The sequence below is a fragment of the Mucilaginibacter conchicola genome (assembly GCF_003432115.1).
In the GTDB taxonomy this organism is placed as follows: Bacteria; Bacteroidota; Bacteroidia; order Sphingobacteriales; family Sphingobacteriaceae; genus Mucilaginibacter; species Mucilaginibacter conchicola.
The window spans coordinates 533,589-555,357 of record NZ_QWDC01000003.1; the positions used below are offsets into that span (position 1 = coordinate 533,589).

At 43.3% G+C, this 21,769-nt stretch carries 25 protein-coding genes; 14 read left to right on the forward strand and 11 right to left on the reverse strand.

Annotated features, from left to right (window positions below; all coding sequences use genetic code 11):
* Positions 1–32 precede the first annotated feature (32 nt).
* Positions 33–248, forward strand: coding sequence for a hypothetical protein (locus tag D0C36_RS19015; RefSeq protein ID WP_117393238.1), 216 nt, complete (start codon positions 33–35; stop codon positions 246–248).
* Between the two features lie 30 nt (positions 249–278).
* On the opposite strand, the gene D0C36_RS19020 is transcribed toward D0C36_RS19015, so the two are convergent.
* Positions 279–977 carry an SGNH/GDSL hydrolase family protein gene (locus tag D0C36_RS19020; protein ID WP_117393239.1) on the reverse strand — a complete coding sequence of 233 codons (699 nt, stop codon included), beginning with the start codon at positions 975–977 and terminating at the stop codon, positions 279–281.
* Between the two features lie 72 nt (positions 978–1,049).
* On the opposite strand from D0C36_RS19020, the gene D0C36_RS19025 reads away from it, so the two are divergent.
* Together D0C36_RS19025 and D0C36_RS19030 are read left to right on the forward strand one after the other, a co-directional pair.
* Positions 1,050–1,292: a hypothetical protein gene (locus tag D0C36_RS19025; RefSeq protein ID WP_117393240.1), complete on the forward strand. Its 243-nt coding sequence runs from the start codon at positions 1,050–1,052 to the stop codon at positions 1,290–1,292.
* 98 nt (positions 1,293–1,390) lie between these two features.
* Positions 1,391–1,843: a YciI family protein gene (locus D0C36_RS19030; protein WP_117393241.1), complete on the forward strand. Its 453-nt coding sequence runs from the start codon at positions 1,391–1,393 to the stop codon at positions 1,841–1,843.
* A gap of 4 nt (positions 1,844–1,847) precedes the next feature.
* Here the strand turns inward: D0C36_RS19030 and D0C36_RS19035 are convergent, their stop codons facing one another.
* Positions 1,848–2,117: a hypothetical protein gene (locus tag D0C36_RS19035; RefSeq protein ID WP_117393242.1), complete on the reverse strand. Its 270-nt coding sequence runs from the start codon at positions 2,115–2,117 to the stop codon at positions 1,848–1,850.
* Positions 2,118–2,389: 272 nt separating this feature from the next.
* On the reverse strand, positions 2,390–2,800 hold the full coding sequence (locus D0C36_RS19045; protein WP_117393244.1) for an acyl-CoA thioesterase: 411 nt from the start codon (positions 2,798–2,800) through the stop codon (positions 2,390–2,392).
* 100 nt (positions 2,801–2,900) lie between these two features.
* Between D0C36_RS19045 and D0C36_RS19050 the strand changes: the two genes are divergently transcribed.
* Entirely contained in the window at positions 2,901–3,122 is a 222-nt protein-coding gene (locus D0C36_RS19050; RefSeq protein ID WP_117393245.1) for a YdeI/OmpD-associated family protein, read from the forward strand.
* An 82-nt stretch (positions 3,123–3,204) separates the two neighbouring features.
* On the opposite strand, the gene D0C36_RS19055 is transcribed toward D0C36_RS19050, so the two are convergent.
* Positions 3,205–4,629, reverse strand: a complete 1,425-nt coding sequence (locus D0C36_RS19055) for an MATE family efflux transporter (protein ID WP_117393246.1) — start codon at positions 4,627–4,629, stop codon at positions 3,205–3,207.
* A gap of 472 nt (positions 4,630–5,101) precedes the next feature.
* On the opposite strand from D0C36_RS19055, the gene rpsO reads away from it, so the two are divergent.
* The 3 genes from rpsO to D0C36_RS19070 all read left to right on the forward strand — a co-directional run bounded on the left by rpsO (position 5,102) and on the right by D0C36_RS19070 (position 8,070).
* Positions 5,102–5,380: a 30S ribosomal protein S15 gene (rpsO, locus tag D0C36_RS19060; protein ID WP_117393247.1), complete on the forward strand. Its 279-nt coding sequence runs from the start codon at positions 5,102–5,104 to the stop codon at positions 5,378–5,380.
* Positions 5,381–5,509: 129 nt separating this feature from the next.
* Complete coding sequence (gene pnp, locus D0C36_RS19065) at positions 5,510–7,651, forward strand: polyribonucleotide nucleotidyltransferase (protein ID WP_117393248.1); 2,142 nt, start codon at positions 5,510–5,512, stop codon at positions 7,649–7,651.
* Positions 7,652–7,800: 149 nt separating this feature from the next.
* Positions 7,801–8,070 (forward strand): hypothetical protein, encoded by a 270-nt coding sequence (locus D0C36_RS19070; RefSeq protein WP_117393249.1) that lies wholly within the window; start codon positions 7,801–7,803, stop codon positions 8,068–8,070.
* Positions 8,071–8,147: 77 nt separating this feature from the next.
* Here the strand turns inward: D0C36_RS19070 and D0C36_RS19075 are convergent, their stop codons facing one another.
* Genes D0C36_RS19075 through D0C36_RS19085 form a run of 3 tightly spaced genes read right to left on the reverse strand, consistent with a single transcriptional unit; the run spans position 8,148 to position 10,591 of the window.
* Positions 8,148–8,789 (reverse strand): uridine kinase family protein, encoded by a 642-nt coding sequence (locus tag D0C36_RS19075; RefSeq protein WP_117393250.1) that lies wholly within the window; start codon positions 8,787–8,789, stop codon positions 8,148–8,150.
* Entirely contained in the window at positions 8,782–9,810 is a 1,029-nt protein-coding gene (locus D0C36_RS19080; RefSeq protein WP_117393251.1) for a LysM peptidoglycan-binding domain-containing protein, read from the reverse strand. The genes D0C36_RS19075 and D0C36_RS19080 overlap by 8 nt, the downstream gene beginning before the upstream one ends.
* A 19-nt stretch (positions 9,811–9,829) precedes the next feature.
* Entirely contained in the window at positions 9,830–10,591 is a 762-nt protein-coding gene (locus tag D0C36_RS19085; RefSeq protein ID WP_117393252.1) for a DUF4905 domain-containing protein, read from the reverse strand.
* A 99-nt stretch (positions 10,592–10,690) separates the two neighbouring features.
* On the opposite strand from D0C36_RS19085, the gene D0C36_RS19090 reads away from it, so the two are divergent.
* Complete coding sequence (locus D0C36_RS19090; protein ID WP_117393253.1) at positions 10,691–11,170, forward strand: Dps family protein; 480 nt, start codon at positions 10,691–10,693, stop codon at positions 11,168–11,170.
* 134 nt (positions 11,171–11,304) lie between these two features.
* Here D0C36_RS19090 and D0C36_RS19095 read toward each other — a convergent pair whose 3' ends face one another.
* Positions 11,305–12,795 (reverse strand): OmpP1/FadL family transporter, encoded by a 1,491-nt coding sequence (locus D0C36_RS19095; protein WP_117393254.1) that lies wholly within the window; start codon positions 12,793–12,795, stop codon positions 11,305–11,307.
* 23 nt (positions 12,796–12,818) lie between these two features.
* The gene (locus tag D0C36_RS19100; protein WP_117393255.1) at positions 12,819–13,685 is read right to left on the reverse strand and encodes a hypothetical protein; all 867 of its coding nucleotides are present in this window, start codon (positions 13,683–13,685) and stop codon (positions 12,819–12,821) included.
* Between the two features lie 103 nt (positions 13,686–13,788).
* On the opposite strand from D0C36_RS19100, the gene proS reads away from it, so the two are divergent.
* From proS to D0C36_RS19120, 4 genes are all read left to right on the forward strand, one after another.
* Positions 13,789–15,261: a proline--tRNA ligase gene (gene proS / locus D0C36_RS19105; protein WP_117393256.1), complete on the forward strand. Its 1,473-nt coding sequence runs from the start codon at positions 13,789–13,791 to the stop codon at positions 15,259–15,261.
* 81 nt (positions 15,262–15,342) lie between these two features.
* Positions 15,343–16,482, forward strand: coding sequence for a cystathionine gamma-synthase (locus D0C36_RS19110; RefSeq protein WP_117393257.1), 1,140 nt, complete (start codon positions 15,343–15,345; stop codon positions 16,480–16,482).
* 86 nt (positions 16,483–16,568) lie between these two features.
* On the forward strand, positions 16,569–17,360 hold the full coding sequence (locus D0C36_RS19115; RefSeq protein ID WP_199502061.1) for a TIGR02757 family protein: 792 nt from the start codon (positions 16,569–16,571) through the stop codon (positions 17,358–17,360).
* 124 nt (positions 17,361–17,484) lie between these two features.
* The gene (locus tag D0C36_RS19120; RefSeq protein ID WP_117393619.1) at positions 17,485–17,856 is read left to right on the forward strand and encodes a DUF5655 domain-containing protein; all 372 of its coding nucleotides are present in this window, start codon (positions 17,485–17,487) and stop codon (positions 17,854–17,856) included.
* 19 nt (positions 17,857–17,875) lie between these two features.
* Here D0C36_RS19120 and D0C36_RS19125 read toward each other — a convergent pair whose 3' ends face one another.
* Both D0C36_RS19125 and D0C36_RS19130 read right to left on the reverse strand, forming a co-directional pair.
* Positions 17,876–18,154: a hypothetical protein gene (locus D0C36_RS19125; RefSeq protein WP_117393259.1), complete on the reverse strand. Its 279-nt coding sequence runs from the start codon at positions 18,152–18,154 to the stop codon at positions 17,876–17,878.
* Between the two features lie 74 nt (positions 18,155–18,228).
* Positions 18,229–19,287 carry a nucleoid-associated protein gene (locus tag D0C36_RS19130; protein WP_117393260.1) on the reverse strand — a complete coding sequence of 353 codons (1,059 nt, stop codon included), beginning with the start codon at positions 19,285–19,287 and terminating at the stop codon, positions 18,229–18,231.
* Between the two features lie 146 nt (positions 19,288–19,433).
* Here D0C36_RS19130 and mnmE point away from each other — a divergent pair, with 146 nt between their 5' ends.
* Both mnmE and D0C36_RS19140 read left to right on the forward strand, forming a co-directional pair.
* On the forward strand, positions 19,434–20,798 hold the full coding sequence (mnmE, locus tag D0C36_RS19135) for a tRNA uridine-5-carboxymethylaminomethyl(34) synthesis GTPase MnmE (RefSeq protein ID WP_117393261.1): 1,365 nt from the start codon (positions 19,434–19,436) through the stop codon (positions 20,796–20,798).
* Between the two features lie 547 nt (positions 20,799–21,345).
* Positions 21,346–21,768: a helix-turn-helix domain-containing protein gene (locus D0C36_RS19140; RefSeq protein ID WP_147322049.1), complete on the forward strand. Its 423-nt coding sequence runs from the start codon at positions 21,346–21,348 to the stop codon at positions 21,766–21,768.
* Position 21,769 lies beyond the last annotated feature (1 nt).

The window sequence follows — 21,769 nt, forward strand, 5'->3', positions numbered from 1 at the left end:
TTATAAAAATTGATATCTAACTTAATATCCCCATGAATTTAAACGAAAGAAAACCCCACTTAGGTATTCATGGCGCCGATGGTGCTATTGAGCCTCTTGCAGGACTAAGCATAGATGGTTTAGTGTATATAGGCTATGGTGTAGCCGAACTGCAGGAAATTTTACAGGTAAAATTAAGCCAGGAACTTTATGAAGAATGCGCGCTTATTCGTGATGAATTATTGCGCCGCGCAATTGAAGCAAACTAAAAGAGGCAGCCTTAGCTGCCTCTTTTAGTTTTAATGTTTTTTTGGCTTTTCACTTAACGCCTTTTTAAGCACATCTTGAACTGCTTTTTCCATAATGGCGTATCCGGCTTTGTTTGGGTGTACGCCATCATCTCCTAATTCGGCGCGTAAGCCATCGCGGTTATCTTTCATTAAGCTGTGGTAATCCAGGTAATAAAAACCATTTTTGGCAGCAAAATCTTTTAACATCGCATTTAGCTTAATAATTTTTGCGGCGGGCTGTAAACCGGGTTTCCAGGGGTAATCAAACACCGGAAGTATTGAACTTAAAACAACTTTTATTTTGTAAGTAGCGGCCAGTTGTGCCATGGTTTGTATGTTACCAAAAATCTGTTCAAGCGTGGCCGGCCCGGTATTGCCTGCTATATCATTGGTACCCGCAAGTATGGTAACAACGGCGGGTTTAAGATCTATCACATCTTGCCTAAAACGCAATACCATTTGTGGAGTGGTTTGCCCGCTTATGCCACGGTCAATGTAGTTTTTGTTATTATCAAAAAACTCAGGGTCAACTCTTTTCCAGCCCTCGGTTATAGAGTTACCCATAAATACTACGCGGTTGCCGGGGTTGGGCTGCGCAGATACCTCGGTATTCTCTTGTTGATAGCGCGCCAGGTTAGGCCAATCCTGGGCCATAACACCAGATGCCCTTAATGCAAACATGGTTAAAATAGCAAGTGCTTTTTTCATAAGTGGGTATAATTGATACAAACTCAAAAATGGTATAAAATTTGTTTAGTAGTAAATAATATTTGAATAATTGTGGGTAATACGAATTTCAACGAGCATTTACAACGCCTTAAAGCACAAACCGAAACCTTGAAGGAAACTCTGGCGGCTTTCCGTGATAATTACTCCAGATTGCAGTTTGGTATGCATCGGATGGAAAATGAGATTAAAAAGTCGCGTGAGATGTTTGAAGAACTTACGAACCGTAAACAAGCCGCTGTAACGGTGATACAAATGAATACAAAGCAGGACGACGATATACAGTTAACTGCATAAATTAATAAAGATATATGAGAAAGCCATCTGTTTAAACAGGTGGCTTTTTTTGTTTTATAGTTCTTTTTATAGCTTAAATTAGTGCTAAACTTTGCACAATGAAAAAACTATCTATCACCACCTTAGTTTTGCTGTTAGCCATAAGCGCCAAAGCTCAAACTGTAAAATACAACAAAGCATTGGCCGATTCACTTGGAGCCGATGCGTACGGCATGAAAATGTATGTATTGGTGATCCTGAAAACAGGTGCCAACACCACGGCAACTAAAGCAGCAACAGATAGCGCTTTTGCCGGGCACATGGCCAACATTGGCGGTTTAGCCACCGAAGGTAAACTGGTTGTTGCAGGCCCTATGGGCAAAAATGATAAGAACTATCGCGGTATATTTATATTCAACGTAAAAACCTTACCCGAAGCGAAGGCATTGGTGGCTACCGATCCCGCTTTTAAAGCAAAATTATTAGATGCCGAATTTTATCCATGGTATGGTTCGGCAGCTTTGCCGGTTTATTTAAAGGTTCATAAGGAAATAGAGAAGATCGGGCATTGAAAGATCAGAACCAGCTTTTAAGGCTTCCGTCTTTTTCTTTAGGCTTTGGTGCTTCCCAACCCATTAATATATCAATCCCTTCCGCCAGTTCAGATACTAATAATCCGTGTCTGATATTGTCAATTACCCAGCTTCCACCGCACAGCCATATAAACGCAGCAAGAAAAATCCACCAAGCATTAGCTCCAATTGTCGCTATAACTCCAAAAATAAGTGAGATTAAACCTGTTTGAATAAACAGTTTACGCATATTCAATTCATACTCAAGTACCATTGATCGGTTTCATGACAAAAGGAGAAGTCTCCCAGATAGTCACCAAATAGCGAACCACGAGAGGGGGCGATTGTGTCTTTGTAGCTAACATGCATATCGCCCATTATCACATTATCGGCTTTGCGTTTAATTATTTCATCTCTGATATAACTCAGAATTTTTGAAACATTTTCTCTATCTACAATAATGTTTAGCTTCCTTTTGAAAACAACTGTTATCGGGAACTTCATAATTGATGAGCCTCAGGTTGATTTAAAGCTAACTAAAATGTTCTATATCCCGTAATGCTCAATCACATCCTCAGGCACCTTTACACCACGGCCGGTTTTAATGTCTATCATCACGTAGTCGAAATACCCGTCGCAGCAAACTTTGCCGGTGGCTTTGCTGGTTAGGGTGAATGCCACGCGGCATCCTTTGTCATTAATGCTCTCGATACCCGTGCGTACTTTAAAATATTCGCCCATAGTGAGGGCGCGTTTGTAATCAACATGCGCGGTACGCACTACCCAGCCAAAACCGCGCTCCATAAATTTTGCCATGCCCATGCCGTAGCAGGTCTCCATCTGCTCGTAGCGGGCAGCAAGCACGTAATCAAAATACTTGCTGTTATGCACATGCTGAAACATGTCAATATCATCGGGGCGTACACGGTGCTCGGTCTCAAAGGTGCTGTACTTCATTAAGTCAAAATTCAAGAGTAATAAGTCAAAAGTAAAAAGTAAAAATTGAAGTTAGGCTTTTAATTGATCTTCGATTACTTTAGCTCCATACAATACAATCATGCTAAAAAAAGGAGAACATGTAGAGGGTACGCCCACCGAGTTACAATTACTTTTAGATGCCGATACTGAGGCCAATGCTTTTTTCGAAAGTCTGGCAAAATCGTATAAGCAAGGCTATTGCGATTGGGTAGGATCTGCTAAACAGGAAGAAACCCGCAAAACCCGCGCTGATAAGGCGATGATAATGTTGCGTAACAAGCAGAAGACTTTAAAGACCTGATCGCACACTTTTAACCACTCTTAAGGTGGGAGTAGGATAGCGCTTTATCTGCACATTTGAAATCTGCACATCTGCACATCAACTACACCTGCTTGGTTTTCCATTTGCCTCTTTTAAACATAACGTAAGCCGCTATAGTTAAACCTATTTCTGATACGGGCAGCGATATGAATACTCCTGTTGGCCCCATTGCAAAGTATCTGGCCAGCAGGTAAGCCAACGGGATCTGGAACAGCCAGAAAGTAAAGAAATTGATCTTGGTAGGTGTCCATGTATCGCCGGCGCCGTTGAATGCGCTGGTAAATACCATGCCCATGCCGTAGATAACAAATGCGCCGCTGATGATCTGTAAAGCGCGGCCCGCCATTGCTTCTACGCCTTTATCTTTAGTGAAGAACGACGCAAATAAATGCCCGCCCGTTAAGAAAAGGATGGTTACAATCCCCAGAAAAACGCTGGTGTATTTAATGGTTTGAAATACCGACTGCTCGGCACGCTCAATATGGCCAGCGCCCAGGTTTTGGCCAACAAGGGTGGCAGCGGCGTTGCTTAAACCCCAGGCCGGCAGCATAAAGAACATCATTAAACGCAAAGCAGTTTGGTAACCTGCCGAACCTGTAGTGCCGCCTGTAGTGGCCACCAGTTCTGCCAGGAAGATCCAGCTGCAGCTGGCTATCACAAATTGCAATATGCCCGGTGCAGCCACTTTTATAATGGCTTTTATCTGCTCCCAATCGGGGATAAAATAGCTTAGACGTACGGTTAGCGCATTCTTGTTGTTGAACAGGTTATACAGCTGATACAAGACACCTAAGCTACGGCCTATGGTTGTGGCAATAGCCGCACCGGTTAACCCGAATGCAGGAATAGGGCCAAGGCCCCTGATGAAAAGCGGGCAAAGAATGATGTTGGCAATATTGGCTATCCACAAACTGCGCATAGCCACCGCGGCATTACCCGCCCCGCGGAAAATACCATTGATAAGGAACAGCAATACAATAATGATGCTTCCACCCATCATGATGCGTATAAATGTTTCACCGTGGGTGGCGGTATCTTGTGATGCGCCCATTAACAACAGTAGGTCGCGGCCATGTAGCAGGCCTATGATGCTGATAACAATGTTCACCATTACGGCTATAATGATAGTTTGCATGCCGGCTTTTGAAGCTGCTTCGGGATTTTTCTCACCTATACGGCGGGCAACCACGGCAGTGGCCGCCATGCTGAGGCCGATGGCTAACGAATAAATAATGGTAAGCACAGACTCGGTTAAACCAACGGTTTGGATGGCGAGGGCGCTGTTTTCAAGGTGACCAACAAAGTACAGGTCAACGAGCGCGAAGACAGATTCCATAGCCATCTCCAGCATCATAGGGATAGCCAAGAGCACAATAGCGCGTTTTATGCTGATGCTGGTAAGATCAACATGCTCGCCTTTTAGCGATTGCTTAAGAACTGTGAAAAATGAAAGTGCCTTGCCTTTGGCCTTAGCTACTGGTGACATATAATTTAGATGATCTGGGTGAATAAATATAAGGTGACGTTATAACAGTACCAAGTGTTACAAAAGTATATTGAAAGTTATAAAGCAGTAGCGTGTAAAAATGCCATAAACAGGGGCCTATTGCGACAAGTATGGTGAGTGAGTGAGTGAGTGAGTGAGTGAGTGAGTGAGTGAGTGAGTGAGTCGGGAGAACGCGGTTAGATTCTTCGCTGTTGCTCAGAATGACAAACTTTTATGCGTTAGGGATAGGAGCGGATACCGGCCAGCGCATAAGGCCTGCAGGCGTATGAGCGGATAGCCCGGCCCGCCAGCTGGCGGGAACGCCGTAATCAATTCAAAAGTCAAAATGAACTGGTTTAGAGATTGATAGCCAGATAAAAACTTTTGAATTTTGAATTTTTACTTTTGACTTAAAACCTTATCTTTGCACCACAATTAACAAAAGTATACACGCTTTAATATTATTCAGGTAATGTATTTAAGTAAAGAAGCAAAAGCAGAGCTTTTTGCAAAACATGGTAAAGGCGCAACTGACACTGGTTCTGCCGAAGGTCAGGTAGCATTATTCACTACCCGTATTGCACATTTAACCGGTCACTTGAAAAACAACAAAAAAGATTTTTCAACCCAGTTATCACTACAAAAATTAGTAGGTAAACGCCGTGCATTATTGGCATACCTTTACAACAAAGACATTGAAAGATATCGTGCTATCATCAAAGCGCTTTCGCTTAGGGATATCATCAAATAACTTTTACAAGTTTTTAATAAAAAGCCGTCCGCATATTTGGATGGCTTTTTTAATTTTGCATCAAATTTTACACACATAAAACAACCGGTGTGCTCCTGAAGATGAAAAGCACGCCACAACACAAACAAGATGAGTTTAAACGTAATTAAAAAGGTTATTGATTTAGGTGACGGCCGCACCATTGAGATCGAAACCGGTAAACTGGCCAAACAAGCAGATGGTTCTGTAGTAGTTAAAATGGGCGACACCATGTTACTGGCTACAGTAGTATCATCGCCAGAGGCTAAAGAAGGTGTTGATTTCCTTCCGCTATCTGTTGACTACCAGGAGAAATACGCCTCTACAGGCCGTATCCCGGGTGGTTTTTTACGCCGCGAGGCACGTCTGTCAGACTACGAGGTTTTGATCTCGCGTTTGGTTGACCGCGCTTTGCGCCCAATGTTCCCTGAAGATTATCATGCCGATACCCAGGTAATGATCAGCCTGATCAGTGCCGATAAAGATATTATGCCTGATGCACTTGCGGGTTTAGCTGCATCAGCAGCACTTTCTGTTTCTGATATTCCGTTTAACGGCCCTATATCAGAAGTACGTGTTGCCAAGATTGACGGCCAATTGGTTATTAACCCAACCCTTAGCCAGTTAGCTAACGCTTCCCTTGAGTTTATTGTTGCCGGTAACGAGCACGATATTAACATGGTGGAAGGCGAGAGCGCTGAGATACAGGAAGAAGAACTGGTTGAAGCTATCAAATTTGCACACACTGCTATTAAAGTACAGTGTTTAGCGCAAAAAGAGTTAACCATTGAAGTTGGCAAAACCGAAAAACGTGTTTACAGTCACGAGCACAGCAACGATGAGTTGGAAAAAGCTATCTATGCTGCTACTTATGATAAAGTTTATGCTACTGCAGCCGAAGCATCAGCAAAAGATGAGCGTGCTGTTAAGTTCAAAGCTATCCGTGATGAGTATATCGCCACTTTAGGTGAGATTGATGATATCACAAAAGCTTTAGCTAAAAAATACTACCACGATGTGGAGTATGATGCTATCCGTAACCTGGTATTAGACGAAGGCAAACGCCTTGACGGCCGTACCACTACTCAAATCCGCCCTATCTGGAGCGAGGTTGGTTACCTGCCATCAGCACACGGTTCTGCGGTATTTACCCGTGGCGAAACCCAATCATTAACCACCGTTACTTTAGGTTCTAAAGACGATGAGCAGATGATTGATGGTGCTTTCATTAACGGTTACCAGAAATTCTTATTACACTACAACTTCCCTGGTTTCTCAACCGGCGAGGTTCGCCCTAACAGAGGTGCAGGCCGTCGCGAGATCGGTCACGGTAACCTGGCTATGCGTTCATTAAAACGTGTATTACCTGCTGAGGATGAGAACCCATACACTATCCGTGTAGTATCTGATATCCTTGAATCAAACGGTTCATCATCAATGGCTACGGTTTGTGCCGGTACATTGGCTTTGATGGATGCTGGTGTTAAAATCACTAACCCGGTATCTGGTATTGCAATGGGTTTGATCACTAACGAAATGGGTACTAAATATGCTATCCTTTCTGATATCCTTGGTGATGAAGACCACTTAGGTGATATGGACTTTAAAGTAACCGGTACCAAAAACGGTATTGTTGCTGTACAGATGGACTTGAAAATTAACGGTCTGTCTTACGAAGTATTAACCAACGCACTTAACCAAGCTAAAGACGGCCGTTTACACATCCTTGGCGAGATGGCTAAAACCATCACCGCACCACGTGAGGATTACAAACCACACGCTCCGCGTATCGTATCTATCAAGATCGATAAAGAGTTTATTGGTGCTGTTATTGGCCCCGGTGGTAAAATTATCCAGGAGATGCAACGCGAAACCGGAGCTACTATCTCTATCGAGGAAGTTAACAACGTGGGTATCGTACAGATATTTGCTGATAACAAAGCTTCTATTGATGCTGCATTAACCCGTATCCGTAACATTGCCGCTAAACCAGAGGTAGGCGAGATCTATGAAGGTAAGGTAAAATCAATTATGCCTTTTGGTGCATTTGTTGAAATTATGCCGGGTAAAGATGGTTTGTTACACATCTCTGAGATCGATCACAAACGTTTCGAGAGCATGGACGGAATTTTCCAGGTAGGCGACGAAGTGCGTGTTAAATTGCTTGATGTTGATAAGCAAGGTAAACTGAAGCTTTCGCGCAAGGCATTGTTGCCAAGGCCTGAGCAAAATAAGCCTGCTGATAATAACTAATCGTAATTGTTTTATACAGAAAACCCTCTTAATGAGGGTTTTCTTATTTTGTTTTAAAAATTTAAACTTTTTTTAAAACAAAAGTTAGTCTTGTCGGTTTTACACAATTAAGGATAATTGTAGGATTTTAGCCGGGCCCTAATTTGAAAATGTCATCTACCATTAACGACCCTTTAGATTTTCTCAGTAACGCGAAGGGGATGCCGGCCGGCCAGCAAACCGACCTGATCCAGAAGCTGTTGTATGAGATAATAAGGGTTAAGGAACTTATTGCGTATTATGACTCCATCCCAAATGGAGCAGGGCAGCTTGGCTCTTCTATTTTGAACGAGCTGGTTACCGAAGCCTACAATTCATTAGTAAATTATGATACTGTGCTAATGAAAAAATACTACGATCTGCTGTTGAATTGCGATTGAATTTTAATGAGTTAAGGATTGAGTTAGTGAATGAGTGAGTTTCCATTCAATAATTTAATACAAAGCATTCAATACCACTAAACTTCTCCAAATACCTTTTCGCGTAGCTCGTCTGAAATTTCGTCGGTTATTTTGATGATGTCTGCGGCTTCCTGAGTGTTGTTGATCACTATTTTGTCGCAACTTTCGCGGTAAGGCAGCAGGTACTCTTTGTATGACGGTACAACGTGGTTCACCCATTTGTAATAAGCATCTTCGTTTGAGTAGCCGCGCTCCAGCAGGTCGCGTTTAAGGCGGCGCTGCAGGGCAACCTCTTCATCGGCATCAATAAAGATGGTCATGTCCAGCACTTCGGCTATTTTCTTAAAGTGAAGGATGAATAAACCCTCAACAATAATGATAGGGGCCGGCTTTATCTCCAACAGCTTCTTTGGTGCATCAGGGTTGTTAAAAGTGTATTCTTCTTTGGTGAACGATTCTCCGTTCATCAGTTTAAAAATATCGCTTTCAAAATGCTCGTGGTCGATGGTTGAAGGCAGGTCGAAATTATAGAGTTTATTCTCCTCTTTGGTCATGGTGTGGCCAACCGGGAAGTAATAATCGTCCTGCGAAACAAGGCACACTTCATCAGCCGTAAAGTGTTCTAAAAAGCTTTTTAAAAAGAAAGTTTTGCCGCTTCCGCTTCCGCCGGCAATGCCAATAACGTATGGTTTATTCATTTGGAGTACCGTAGCTGATATTTACCTGGAAACGTTTATCTAACGCACCTAAAGCTGATGCTACATTTTTAGTCATTACTACAATTGCATCACGGGTTGTTTCCGTATCTGTAAAGCGGCCAACAACTTTAGCAAATGTGGTTTTGCCATTCATGGGGTTAGTGATACGCATAACCGTGCCTATCGGCGCTGTGCGGTGCAATATCAGTTTCTTATTAGGGTCGAGGCTGGCATCATCAATCCAGGTGGCCACACCTTTCTCATTTTTCTCGAACAAGCCGTATTTAGAGGCAATATGGCGGTTAAGACTATCCGCAGCAATTGAAGTATCGCCTTTAGCAGTATCTGCATGCGCAGCCGGAGTTGCAGTAGCATCTTGTTGTACTTGTGCAGGTTGGGCACCATTAGGGATCAATAATATTTGCCCTGCCGATAAATTGTTGCTGGTAAGCTTGTTTAAGCTGGTAATAGCATCAACCGTAGTATTAAAACGTTTGGCAATGCTGTAAAGCGTTTCATGTGCCGATACTTTATACTGTTGCTGGTTAGCCGCCGCTTGCTGTGCCGCTTGCTGTGTTGGCTGTTGTTGTACCGGAGCTGGCTGTGGCTGTTGTTGTACCGGTGCCGGCTTAACTTCTTCCTTTTTTACGGGCTGCTGCTGCTGTTGGGCAGGGGTAGTAGCAGGTACTGTAGTTGCCGGTTTGGTTTGTGCCGGGGCTGCTTGTTCCTGTTTTGGAGCAGGTGCTGTACTTTCTACGATAGAACGCTCGGTTGGTACTTTTATAATGTGGCCAATTTGCAGGCTGGCATTGTTATTAAACTGTTGTATAACCTTTGGGCTAACGCCGTAACGGCGGCCAATTGAGTAGTAGTTATCTTTTGGATCCAATTTGTGAAGGATCACTTTTTTGCCGTTGTTATTTTCAACACCTACCGAGTCTACAGGCATGGTTGCCGCAAAAGTAGTAGCCGAAATAACAAGGAATGCAGATGATAGTAGCAGTTTTTTTAATATCGTCATAAATTATTGTCCCGGTAATTTATAGTTGTACGGCTATAAGCTGTACTTTGTTCTTAATATAAACCAGGGCGTTGTTATGTACTACAAACGCCTCGGGTTGTAATTTTTGTATATCGCTGTTCAATAAATCATGATAAACAATTTTATCATCAGCCATAATATACAGGTGCTGCTGCAACACCCCATTTTTTAACGTGTGCAAAGATACAATTATATAGCCATCATGGCTCATGTAATGTACCATATTTCCGTATGGTTCGTCGGGTAAAATGCCGGGTAACACTTGCCGCGGCGTAACCATGTAAGGTATGACGATGCCCGTGTGCAATGGTTTATCCTCATCCTCAGAAAAGTTTCTCACCGTTTTACCATTCTCTACAGAAAGTAACAGCATTTTCTTAGGTTGGATGTTGGCATTGTACACCGCCGGGCCATTGTTGCTAAGATGATCAAAAGTGAGGCTATAATCGGCCCAAAGCTCTTTGCCGGTTCGGGCATCAATACCGATGATGCTTTTATGTTCGGGGCTGCTCTCGTGTTTATAGTAGTGCAGTAAAAGTACTCCATTATATACCGCTTCAATTCCGGTGAACCAACGTTCGGGCAGGGTGAAGGCATCGAAATAAACCTCGCCGGTTTGCAGGCTTAAGGCGGCAAAGCTGGTTTGCTTATCCTGTTCGTTGCGGATCTCGAGGGCTAAAATGCCGGTGAGTTCGTCAATTTGCAGGCGCCATATATGGCCGTTAAACGTGTGCGAAATAAATGGTTGTAGCAGTGTCATTATCCGTTGCAAATATGCCTAATAATATTAAAACGGAGTAAATTTGATAAACAAAGCCTAACATAGGCTGTTATCTCGAAAAACCAAAAACACACAACAATGGACGCTGAAAAAATAAGCCTTGAAGAAGGTAAAGTAAAACCGGTAGTAGACCATCTTAACGATCTGTTAGCTAACTACCACATCCACTATCAAAAACTGCGTGGCTGCCACTGGAACGTTAAAGGCACCAGCTTTTTTACGCTGCACCTCAAATTTGAAGAATTGTATACCCAAGCTCTTTTAACTATTGATGAGCTGGCCGAGCGTATCCTTACCCTGGGTAAACCACCATACAGCACTTTCAAGGATTATATCTCAAAATCAACACTGAAAGAGGTGAATACCATCGGTATGAAAGATACCGCAATGGTAAAAGTTTTGATTGAAGATATGGCAACCCTTATACAAATGGAGCGCGAGATATTAGATATTACAGCTGATGCCGGCGACGACGGTACTAATGATATGGTGAACCGCTTTATGCAGTTCAAAGAAAAAACCACCTGGATGCTGCGCTCATTTGTGAATGAGGATTGAGGTAAATGATTGGAGATTGGTGATCAGAGATTAGTTTCTACGGTTTCCTTAATCAATACATAAACAAAAAGGCGATGAATTATTCATCGCCTTTCTTATATCCAAATCTTTGGTCTCTGACCTCTAATCTCTGATTAAAACCTGTACCCCAAAGTTAAATATGCATTGTTGTTATAGTTGCGCAATAAAGCAGCAGGGCTTGCGGTACCAAGGTCGTAAGCAAACTGGGTACGGTCGCCTGATGAGTGTGTGTAGGTAGCATCAACATAATAACTACCAAAACGAAGGCCTACGCCACCACTAACTGTTTTAACATCTGATACGATGCTTTTATCTTTGTTAGGGCTGCCCATAATGCCGTAACCACCACGTAGTGACAGGAAATTTGTAGCTTTAATTTCGGCACCTATACGTGCGTTAACAGTTGAACGGTAAATACTTTTAATGTCGGGGTTATCAATATAATCAGCATCATAACCATTGCTGTTGCTAAGGTGTGCGCTGGTATAGTCAACATATTCAACATCGCCGGTAATAAAGCCGATATTTTTGATGAACACAGCTGCACCGCCGGCAACTTTCCATGGTGTACGCAGGTTATAATTAAGCTGGTAATCACCAGAGCCATCGCGTTTAGTAACCTCATTGTTGATGCTTGATGAAATACCTTCGCTGTAGATATCATCGATGTTGTAAAAAGTAGGGGAAGTAACAGTTACACCCAAACGTAAAGCCTCAACAGGTTTGTAAATAGCACCTAAACGGGCCGAAAAACCTGTACCACGTGTTACCTGCGATTGTGAGTATGCCGAGGTATAAGAGCGGTTCACATCGGCAGGCGGGTTGCCTTCCTGGCGTGATAAGGTACCGTCTTCATAAAACGTGTTATATGAATTATAACGCAGGTCGCTGAAGCTTAAAGCTAAACCCAGGTACAATTTATTGCTGTAGTTTGCACCGAAAGAAAAATCTACAGAAGAAAGACCACCCTGTTTCTCTGAAAAATATTCCTGGGAAACGCCCGGCAACGAATTGCTGCGATATGCTGTACCACCACCGCTAACGTTATAATTATCAATAAGTACTTGTTTGTAGGCCATGCCGCCTAATGATCCCTGATCAATACCAAACTGGTTAGCCTGGCCTGCAAAATAATCGTTTATTGAACTTGAAGGGTTGCTGCCTTTGTAGTTAAAGTTGCCGTAATAATCATTAGTACGGCTAAAGCCAACACCGTAGTTAAGGCTTAACCAACCTTTGGTTTTATCGGCACCGCGTGCCTTAGTTAAGGGATTGTATACAACTATACCTGCATGGGCAAGGTTAAAAGTGTTCTTTTTATCGGTAGTAACGTTGTTAAAATAGTTCGAGTTTGTTTTGGCGCCATCAAGCTCGGGCGTTATGCTGATCTCTGAACGGGTAAAAAAGCCCAAACCGGCAGGGTTACCGGTAAGGTTGCTTAAATCGCCGCCGAGGGCTGTGCCGGCATTACCAACCGCTTTTATACGTGATGTTGAGCCGGGTTGACCGCCCGAAAAACGGATAGCATCGCCGGAGTACTGCGCAAAAGTATTTTGGGTAAATGCTACTATAGCAATTACACTGAGTAGATATCTAAGTTTCATAAATGTTAAGGTTGATGTAAATATTAGTTTCTTGCCGGCCTGCCGCCACCACCACCGCCGCCGCGTGAGCCACCACCGCCACCGCCGCCAAAGCTGCTTTGAGATGGGGCCGAACGTTCAGTAGGTTGGAAAACGGGTCTTTCGCCACGGGTAGGGCGCGTACTTTGCCCATTGTTGCCGTAGCCCGGGCGACTTGATGAGAAGCCGGTATTGCCTCTTGCACCACGCATGCCGCGTTCAGGTATATAACCTATGCCATTGTTAGGGCCATAAGCCTGGCGCGAGCTGCGGCCGTTAAATATAGCACCACCGCCGGCAGTTCCGTTGCCGCGGTAAGGGCGTGCAACACCGCGGTTGTATGCAGAATATACGCCCCAGTAACCACCACCGTAACCTATGCCTGTACCCCAATATGAGTACGGTGAATAAAAACCACCATAACCCCATCCAGAACCAAATCCGTATCCCCACGGCGAACCCCAGCCATATCCCCACGGTGATCCCCAGCCAAAGCCGGCATTCCATCCAAGGCCATAACCGCCGCCGTAACCCCAACCATAATTGAGGCCGATATTCCATCCGTTACCGTAATACGGTGAACCGTATCCCCAATAGCCGGTATCATAATAACCAAAAGGTGAAAAATAGCTGAAACGGTTTATGCGCGATGCATAATCGTCATAATAAAAATAATCGTCTTCGTCGTTATACTGGTCATCATTGGCAACTTCTTGCTGGTAGGCAACATACTCTGGTGTCTCAACAGCCTTAGCTTTTGAGTAGTACATGTCGTCGCCATTTTGGCTGTTAGATGCAGTTTTGTTAACGGAGCAGGAACTCAGCGCCACGGCGCCGATTAAGGTAATTCCCAGGACAAGGTTCCTTTTCATTTTGTGGAGTATAAAAGTTCGGTTCAAATAAACGTATAAATTTATAAATTTGGCACCTGCTAAATGTTAAAATACAGTTAGAATACTATCCAAATATCAAAATATGAGCAAAGGTGTCATTAGTAAAGACGAAGATTACTCGCAATGGTTTAACGATTTGATAATTAAATCTGACATGGCCGAATATTCGCCCGTGAGAGGATGTATGATCATCAAGCCGTATGGCTATTCAATATGGGAAAAAATACAGGCGACGCTTGACAAAATGTTTAAGGATACCGGGCACGTAAATGCCTATTTCCCGCTGCTCATTCCAAAGTCTTTCTTCTCAAAAGAGGCCAGCCACGTAGAGGGCTTCGCTAAAGAATGTGCCGTTGTGACACATTATCGCCTCAAAAACGATGGCGAAGGTAATATTATTGTGGACGAGGAAGCGAAATTAGAAGAAGAGCTAATTATTCGCCCAACATCAGAAACCATTATCTGGAATACCTACCGTGGATGGATCCAAAGCTACCGCGACCTGCCTATCCTGGTTAACCAATGGGCCAACGTTATGCGTTGGGAAATGCGCACCCGTTTGTTCCTGCGTACCAGCGAATTTCTGTGGCAGGAAGGCCATACCGCACACGCTACCGCAGAAGAAGCAATAGCCGAGACCGAGCAAATGCTTGAAGTATATGCCGATTTCGCCGAAAACTTTATGGCATTACCTGTAGTACGCGGCCGCAAAACCCCTAATGAGCGTTTTGCAGGTGCATTAGATACTTACTGTATTGAAGCTTTGATGCAAGATGGTAAAGCGCTACAGGCTGGTACATCACATTTCCTTGGCCAAAATTTTGCCAAGGCATTTGATGTGAAGTTTACTACCAAAGAGAATGTACAGGATTATGTATGGGCAACTTCATGGGGCGTTTCAACCCGTTTAATAGGCGCATTGATCATGTCGCACTCTGATGATGCCGGTTTAGTATTGCCACCAAAACTGGCACCTATACAGGTTGTGGTTGTACCTATCTACAAACATGATGAAGAGCTGGCCAACATCACCACCTTTGTTAACTCGCTTAAGAAAGAGTTGATCGCAAAAGGTATATCTATCAAATTTGATAACCGCGATACGCATCGCCCGGGTGCAAAATTCGCCGAGTACGAACTAAAAGGTGTTCCGGTACGTGTTGCCATTGGCAGCCGCGATATGCAAAATGGTACGGTTGAACTGGCACGCCGTGATACCAAAACCAAAGAAACGGTTGCGCAAGAAGGTTTGGCCGCTAAGATCGAAGCTTTATTAGAAGAGATCCAAGCTAACATCTATAACAAAGCCGCAGATTTCCGTACCGAAAATACCGTAGAGGTAAACGATTACGAAGAATTTAAACGTTTATTGGATGAAAAGCCCGGCTTTCTTTCAGCACATTGGGATGGCACTGCCGAAACCGAGCAATTGATAAAAGATGAAACTAAAGCAACAATCCGTTGCATACCTTTGAACAATAAGCAGGAAGAAGGCATCTGTATCCGTACAGGCAAACCATCTACGCAGAGGGTGCTTTTTGCAAGAGCTTATTAATTGGCAAATAGTTCATGGTTGATAGTTCATAGTAACTTGGCAAGCCATGAACCATTATCTATGAACTATCAACTTTGAAAAATGAAATTCGCAACTAAAGCTATACACGCAGGGCAGGAGCCCGATCCAACTACCGGCGCTATTATGACGCCGATATACCAGACATCTACTTACTGGCAGAAATCGCCGGGAGATAATAAAGGTTACGAGTACTCGCGCGGTACCAACCCAACCCGCAAGGCTTTGGAAGATTGCCTTGCAGCTTTAGAGAATGCTAAATATGGTTTGGCATTCTCGAGCGGAATGGGTGCTACTGATGCGGTGATGAAGCTATTAAAGCCGGGCGATGAGGTGATTACCGGTAACGATCTTTACGGCGGCTCGTACCGTATCTTTACCAAGATATATGCTAACTACGGTATTAAGTTCCACTTTCTGGACCTTAAGGATCCGGAAATCATCAAAGAATACATCAACGATAAAACCCGTTTGGTTTGGATAGAGACACCAACTAACCCAACCATGCAGATAGTTGATATTGAGGCAGTAGGTAAGATAGCTAAAGCCAGCAACCTGTTATTTGTGGTTGACAATACCTTTGCATCGCCGTACCTGCAAAACCCTATCGATTTTGGGGCTGATATTGTAATGCATTCGGTAACCAAATACATTGGCGGCCACAGTGATGTGGTAATGGGTGCATTGATGATGAATGATGAAGAGTTGTACAAGCAGCTTTGGTTTATCTATAACGCTTGCGGTGCTACACCGGGCCCTATGGATAGCTTCCTGGTGCTGCGCGGTATAAAAACCCTGCACCTGCGTATGAAAGCGCATTGCGAGAACGGCCGCCAGGTAGCTGAATTTTTGAAAGATCATCCACGTGTTGAGAAAATATACTGGCCGGGCTTTGCTGATTCGCCAAACCACGAAGTGGCCAAGAACCAGATGCGCGATTTTGGTGGTATGATCTCAATCGTTTTGAAAGACGCCGATCTGCAGGAAACCTTCCGCATAGCATCATCATTTAAAGTATTTTCACTGGCCGAGTCGTTAGGTGGTGTGGAGTCACTGATCAATCACCCTGTAAGCATGACCCACGGCAGCATCCCAAAAGCTGAACGCGATAAAGCAGGTGTGGTAGATAACCTGCTGCGTTTAAGCGTAGGTGTTGAAGACATTGAAGACCTGTTAGAGGATCTGAAACAAGCGCTGGCGTAAGTAAGAATCAAGATATAAGAGTCAAGAGCCAAGACGGCAGGAATTTTTTTTCTTGTTTCTTGGCTCTTGTTTCTTGAATCCATATTATGAACGAGAATTTAAAATCTTTCCTCGACGAAAAGGTAGCTCAATACAACCGCCCCGAGTTTATTGCGAACGACCCGATTGTGATTCCGCATCTGTTCGGCAAAAAACAGGATATCGAGATCATGGGATTTTGGGCGGCTACACTTGCCTGGGGGCAGCGCGTAACCATCATCAAAAAGTGCAAAGAACTTATCGAACTGATGGATGGCGCCCCTTATGATTTCATCATGAACCATGAGGAGCCTGATCTGAAAAAGCTGCTGCACTTTAAACACCGTACTTTTAACGATATAGATACGCTGTATTTTATTGCGTTCTTCAGGTACCATTACGAGAACTATGCAAGTTTAGAGGATGCATTTGTACCCACCGACGGTAATTACTCCCCCTTTAGGGGACTGGGGGGCTTCCGTTCCTATTTCTTTTCCCTACCTGATCATCCGCACCGTACCATGAAACATGTATCATCGCCTGCGCAAAAATCAACCTGCAAGCGTTTAAATATGTTTCTCCGCTGGATGGTGCGTAAGGATGATACCGGTGTTGACTTCGGCATCTGGAACAAAATAAAACCGACCGACCTGATATGTCCCTGCGACCTGCATGTAGACCGTGTAGCCCGCAAACTCAAACTCATCACCCGCAAACAAACCGACTGGCAAACCGCAGTTGAACTAACGGAAAACCTTCGCCAGCTTGATCCGTTAGATCCTGTTAAATATGATTTTGCGCTTTTTGGCCTTGGTATCGAAGAACGGTGGGGAATTGAGGGGATCTTGCCTGAGTTGTAGGAGAAATCTATATGCAACGTCATGCTGAACTTGTTTCGGCACCCCATCAGAGAGTCTTTTGGATTTGCTCGTGAGATGCCGAAATAAATTCGGCATGACGAAAGTAAGGTGTATCTTACATAATATGGCATCAGAAGAATACCAACTCTCAACCTTTACCAACGGCAAAAGCGAGATCACCCTCACGCTCTTCAATCAATTTATAAACGAATTTGCCAAAGTTGGCAGCGTTGAAGTTGTGCCGCTGAAAAGCATGATAGCCATGGATAACGGGCATAGGCGAATTGCCTGGATAACGCAGTTGGGCAAAAATTTTGTGCACGTGGTTTTCCCTTTTAAGCAAGAGTATGCGGATAATCTTTGCTTCCAGAAAATTGCACAGGTGCCGGGGCAACAGCAGTACAATCATCACTTAAGATTATTTAATCTTAATGATATAAATGAAGAGGTGAGGGGATTTATGAGACTTGCTTATCAGGAAGAAAACGCATTATAAACAAGTCTCTATCAGGTGTTTATTTAACGCCGTTTACATGCTCAACCACAACTGTGGGCTGTTGTATGCCTTCATCTATCCTCACCAGTTTGCCATCAACAAAGTAGTAATAAAGAAGGTCGCCCGTGGCTGTGGTCTTTTTATAGACAGTTCGTTCTGTCGATTTTTCGGCCAGCTCGATAAGCATTTTGTTCTTTCGGGTAAACTCAGCCTCGGAGGTACCCAACGGGTAATTGTTTTTTAGCGAACATCCGCAGGCAGCAATACACACCAGCAGGATAAATATAGATCTTCTCATAAAGCGTAGGTAATTTATGTTGGTATGACCACGCCTTCATAAGATAGTTTAATCTTTTTTTCCTATTATTTTTGTTACGCTTCCTGGTTAAAAAATACCTTGTAATAGTTCATTGCCTTGCCGTCGTCAAATCCTCTCTCTATCAGGTCCTTATTGCCGTGAATGTAGATGTGGAAGTTCTTATCAAGTTTTAAAATGCTTTTATAAACCTTGGCTTGCTTTTTAACAGCATTGTCTGATATCTCGAAAGTATCGTTAATGCGGGTATCAAATTCTTCTTCGTAACTGCTTTTAAAATTTTTGAATGATTCAATAGCCTCAGGGTTACTGATCACTTCTTCAGCAAATTCATCAATATCAAAAGTTTCTTTTTCTTTAAAGTATTTCATGGAACGATTAAGCAGATCTATCTTATCCGCTTTGGTCATCTCAAACTCCTCGTCGAGCTTGTTGGTGACAAAATTTTTGTATACGCCTAAGGCATTGCTGGTTTGGTTAAAACTATCGTTACGGATCTTTAACTGCAGGAACTCATCTTTCCAGTAAACTGCTGCATCTTGCCCGCCGGTGGCTTTATCCACCACCACTACTTTGTAGCCGTTCTCTTTTTCAACATTGAAGATCAGTACCCCTTTATCAAGTTTGTTAATATTGATGGCGTCCTGTTCGTAATCAACACTAAAGCCGCCCTGATCTGGATATACTTTCAGATAAGTTTCCTTATTTTCTGACTTGAATATGCCGATGGCATCAAGCAATTCGCCCTCTATTTGTACTTTATTAAAATACACTACGTAAAGTTCGCCACCTTTAATGTTTGGGTGGGTACTTGATGCGTACAGGTGTTTTGCTATCTGCTCAGATGCTTCGTGAAATTTGGTTTTATCATCAAAAACATCCGTTGTAAAATGGTGGATCTCGTTAAGGGCCAGGTCGTCGCTGCTATGCATCAGGTGATAAACTTCATTTGCTTTTTCAAACGGCTTCAGAAAATATTGCAACAAGAGCGGGCCTATCACATCATCCTTAAGTTCAAGAGGCTGAGGCGAAAGCGCATACATTTCGCCTTGCGATTGGTTGCCAACGTGATGAACGGATATTGTATCCAACGAAGCTTCAAAAAAAGTTACCATAGTAATGCGAAGGTAAATATTTGTCATTGAGTGACTGGCGATTATTTTTCAACGCCTGCTGACGAGAATATGACTTAGGAAGATTGCGCCGAAATACCGATTTTTGCCTGATGTTATTGGCACTGACCCAATGACCCAACGACTCAATGACCCAAACAGAAGATACCATAGTAGCCCTTGCAACGCCGAGCGGCGCAGGTGCCATAGGCGTTATCCGTCTATCAGGCCCCGATGCAATTACTATTGCCAACAGCGTGTTTAAAGGAAAAGACCTCACTAAACAGGCTACGCATACGCTGCACTACGGCAGTATTATTGACGGCGAACTGATATTGGATGAGGTAGTGATATCGTTGTTTGTAGGCCCTAAGTCGTACACGCGCGAAAACGTGATAGAGATATCATGCCATGGATCTAACTATATTATTGAGTCGATTATCAAATTGCTGATAAAAAAAGGAGCGAGGGCGGCAAAGGCAGGAGAGTTTACACTGAGGGCATTTCTGAATGGACAACTCGATCTTTCACAAGCCGAAGCCGTTGCCGATCTGATCGCATCCAACTCAAAGGCATCGCAACAAATAGCTTTGCAGCAACTGCGCGGTGGTTTTAGTAACCAATTGGCGCAACTGCGCGAACAACTGGTGCAGTTTGCATCGTTGATTGAGTTGGAACTTGATTTTGCTGAAGAAGATGTAGAGTTTGCCAATCGCGACCAGCTGAAACAGTTGATACACACTATTACACGCATCATCGGCAGCTTGATACAATCCTTTGAGCTGGGCAACGCTATCAAAAATGGTGTAAATACCGTTATAGCAGGCAGGCCCAACGCAGGTAAATCTACTTTACTGAATGCACTCTTAAACGAAGAACGCGCGATAGTAAGCCACATAGCCGGTACTACCCGCGACACGATAGAAGAGGTGTTGAATATCCAAGGTATCAATTTCAGGCTAATAGATACCGCCGGTATCCGCGAAGCTACAGATACCATTGAGCAGATAGGGGTGCAGCGCACGATGGAGAAGATAAGCCAGTCGGCCTTGCTGATCTATGTTTTTGATGCTGCTCAAATTACCATTGAAGAACTAAACAATGACCTCGAAAGCCTGCAAACACCCGGCGTTACCATGTTGGTAGTAGCCAACAAAGCCGACCTGCTAAGCAACGAGCAACTGCTAAACTTACCGCATACCGATAAAGCCATCATTATCTCTGCAAAAGAGAAACAACATATTGATGAACTAAAATCGAAAATCTATCACGCAGCCATCAAAGAACAACTAAGCGGCCACGAAACCCTTGTAACCAACATACGCCACCTCGAAGCACTCCAAAAAACCGAAGAATCGTTAACCCGGGTACTTGACGGAATGGATACAGTAACCTCAGATTTCCTTTCCATGGATATCAAACAAGCACTCCACTACCTCGGCGAGATCACCGGTGCTGTTACTACTGATGATTTGTTAGAGAATATATTTAGTAAGTTTTGTATCGGCAAGTGATCCCTCCAAACAACCAAAAACACTGACAACTTACGATAAATAAACACCTTATTGTTAATAAGTTATGTCTTTTTTCCTTGTCCAAAATCTTGGATAATTGGCGATGTATTTCTTACTTTTGTTACGTTTTTGTAACGCAAATCAGAAAATTTACCGAACAAAAAATTTGGGGAGAAATTAAGTCGCTTATATACTCTTATTTCCGCTTATTGCGCCTTATATACGCCTAATTGACCTAATAAATGGGGTTATTACTACAGATGATTAATTACCCCAATCATCGGTAGTTATGACGCCGGTTATTTCCCCAGTAGGAGATAATAATCTGATAATTAATGTTTTGTAGGTGGCGAAATTATCGCCCTGGGAATTCTTTACCCGAATTTTGGCAAAGATTTAAAAGGCTTTCAAGATGAGTTCGAATTTTACAGTAAATAGGCTATGTATCCAGTGCGGAAATGTTTTCGTTGCTAAAACAACTGTCACGAAATTCTGCAGCAAGCTTTGTACAAAAAGGAATAGTAAACAGCGCAAAAGGGAGACAAGTATGGCCTCGATGAACGAGGCTGTAAAAAAAGTGATTGAAGCAAATGAGTCTGATCCTACCAATGGTGAGTTCCTGAATGTCAAAGCCGCTGCAAAGTTGCTGAAGGCTTCGGATAAAATGATTTACCATCTGATTAATATTGGTAAACTAAACGCAATCAATCTGTCGAAAAGAAAAACACTTGTTTACCGAAAGGATATCGACAAGTTATTTGAACTGCCGCCGGTAGTTCAACTGAAGGAGCTCAAACCTCCACCTATCTCAAAATGCTATAATATGAGCGAAGCGCAGCAGAAATTCAATATTTCTGAGAAAGCGCTTTTCGAGATCATTAAACGTAATAATCTGTTCAAGTTTCAGGATGGCTGGTATACTTATGTTGCCAAAGCAGACCTTGACAAGATTTTTAACCTAAACAATTAAT

Coding starts and splice junctions, on each gene's coding strand:
- pnp (WP_117393248.1), top strand. CDS start 5,510: ATGAGTTTAAACGTAATTAAAAAGGTTATTGATTTAGGTGACGGCCGC.
- D0C36_RS19120 (WP_117393619.1), top strand. CDS start 17,485: ATGGCATCAGAAGAATACCAACTCTCAACCTTTACCAACGGCAAAAGC.
- D0C36_RS19045 (WP_117393244.1), bottom strand. CDS start 2,800: ATGAAGTACAGCACCTTTGAGACCGAGCACCGTGTACGCCCCGATGAT.
- D0C36_RS19075 (WP_117393250.1), bottom strand. CDS start 8,789: ATGAATAAACCATACGTTATTGGCATTGCCGGCGGAAGCGGAAGCGGC.
- D0C36_RS19095 (WP_117393254.1), bottom strand. CDS start 12,795: ATGAAACTTAGATATCTACTCAGTGTAATTGCTATAGTAGCATTTACC.
- D0C36_RS19085 (WP_117393252.1), bottom strand. CDS start 10,591: ATGACACTGCTACAACCATTTATTTCGCACACGTTTAACGGCCATATA.
- D0C36_RS19020 (WP_117393239.1), bottom strand. CDS start 977: ATGAAAAAAGCACTTGCTATTTTAACCATGTTTGCATTAAGGGCATCT.
- mnmE (WP_117393261.1), top strand. CDS start 19,434: ATGACCCAAACAGAAGATACCATAGTAGCCCTTGCAACGCCGAGCGGC.
- D0C36_RS19070 (WP_117393249.1), top strand. CDS start 7,801: ATGTCATCTACCATTAACGACCCTTTAGATTTTCTCAGTAACGCGAAG.
- D0C36_RS19110 (WP_117393257.1), top strand. CDS start 15,343: ATGAAATTCGCAACTAAAGCTATACACGCAGGGCAGGAGCCCGATCCA.
- D0C36_RS19050 (WP_117393245.1), top strand. CDS start 2,901: ATGCTAAAAAAAGGAGAACATGTAGAGGGTACGCCCACCGAGTTACAA.
- D0C36_RS19055 (WP_117393246.1), bottom strand. CDS start 4,629: ATGTCACCAGTAGCTAAGGCCAAAGGCAAGGCACTTTCATTTTTCACA.
- D0C36_RS19115 (WP_199502061.1), top strand. CDS start 16,569: ATGAACGAGAATTTAAAATCTTTCCTCGACGAAAAGGTAGCTCAATAC.
- D0C36_RS19035 (WP_117393242.1), bottom strand. CDS start 2,117: ATGGTACTTGAGTATGAATTGAATATGCGTAAACTGTTTATTCAAACA.
- D0C36_RS19125 (WP_117393259.1), bottom strand. CDS start 18,154: ATGAGAAGATCTATATTTATCCTGCTGGTGTGTATTGCTGCCTGCGGA.
- D0C36_RS19015 (WP_117393238.1), top strand. CDS start 33: ATGAATTTAAACGAAAGAAAACCCCACTTAGGTATTCATGGCGCCGAT.
- D0C36_RS19080 (WP_117393251.1), bottom strand. CDS start 9,810: ATGACGATATTAAAAAAACTGCTACTATCATCTGCATTCCTTGTTATT.
- D0C36_RS19100 (WP_117393255.1), bottom strand. CDS start 13,685: ATGAAAAGGAACCTTGTCCTGGGAATTACCTTAATCGGCGCCGTGGCG.
- rpsO (WP_117393247.1), top strand. CDS start 5,102: ATGTATTTAAGTAAAGAAGCAAAAGCAGAGCTTTTTGCAAAACATGGT.
- D0C36_RS19130 (WP_117393260.1), bottom strand. CDS start 19,287: ATGGTAACTTTTTTTGAAGCTTCGTTGGATACAATATCCGTTCATCAC.
- D0C36_RS19090 (WP_117393253.1), top strand. CDS start 10,691: ATGGACGCTGAAAAAATAAGCCTTGAAGAAGGTAAAGTAAAACCGGTA.
- D0C36_RS19030 (WP_117393241.1), top strand. CDS start 1,391: ATGAAAAAACTATCTATCACCACCTTAGTTTTGCTGTTAGCCATAAGC.
- D0C36_RS19140 (WP_147322049.1), top strand. CDS start 21,346: ATGGCCTCGATGAACGAGGCTGTAAAAAAAGTGATTGAAGCAAATGAG.
- proS (WP_117393256.1), top strand. CDS start 13,789: ATGAGCAAAGGTGTCATTAGTAAAGACGAAGATTACTCGCAATGGTTT.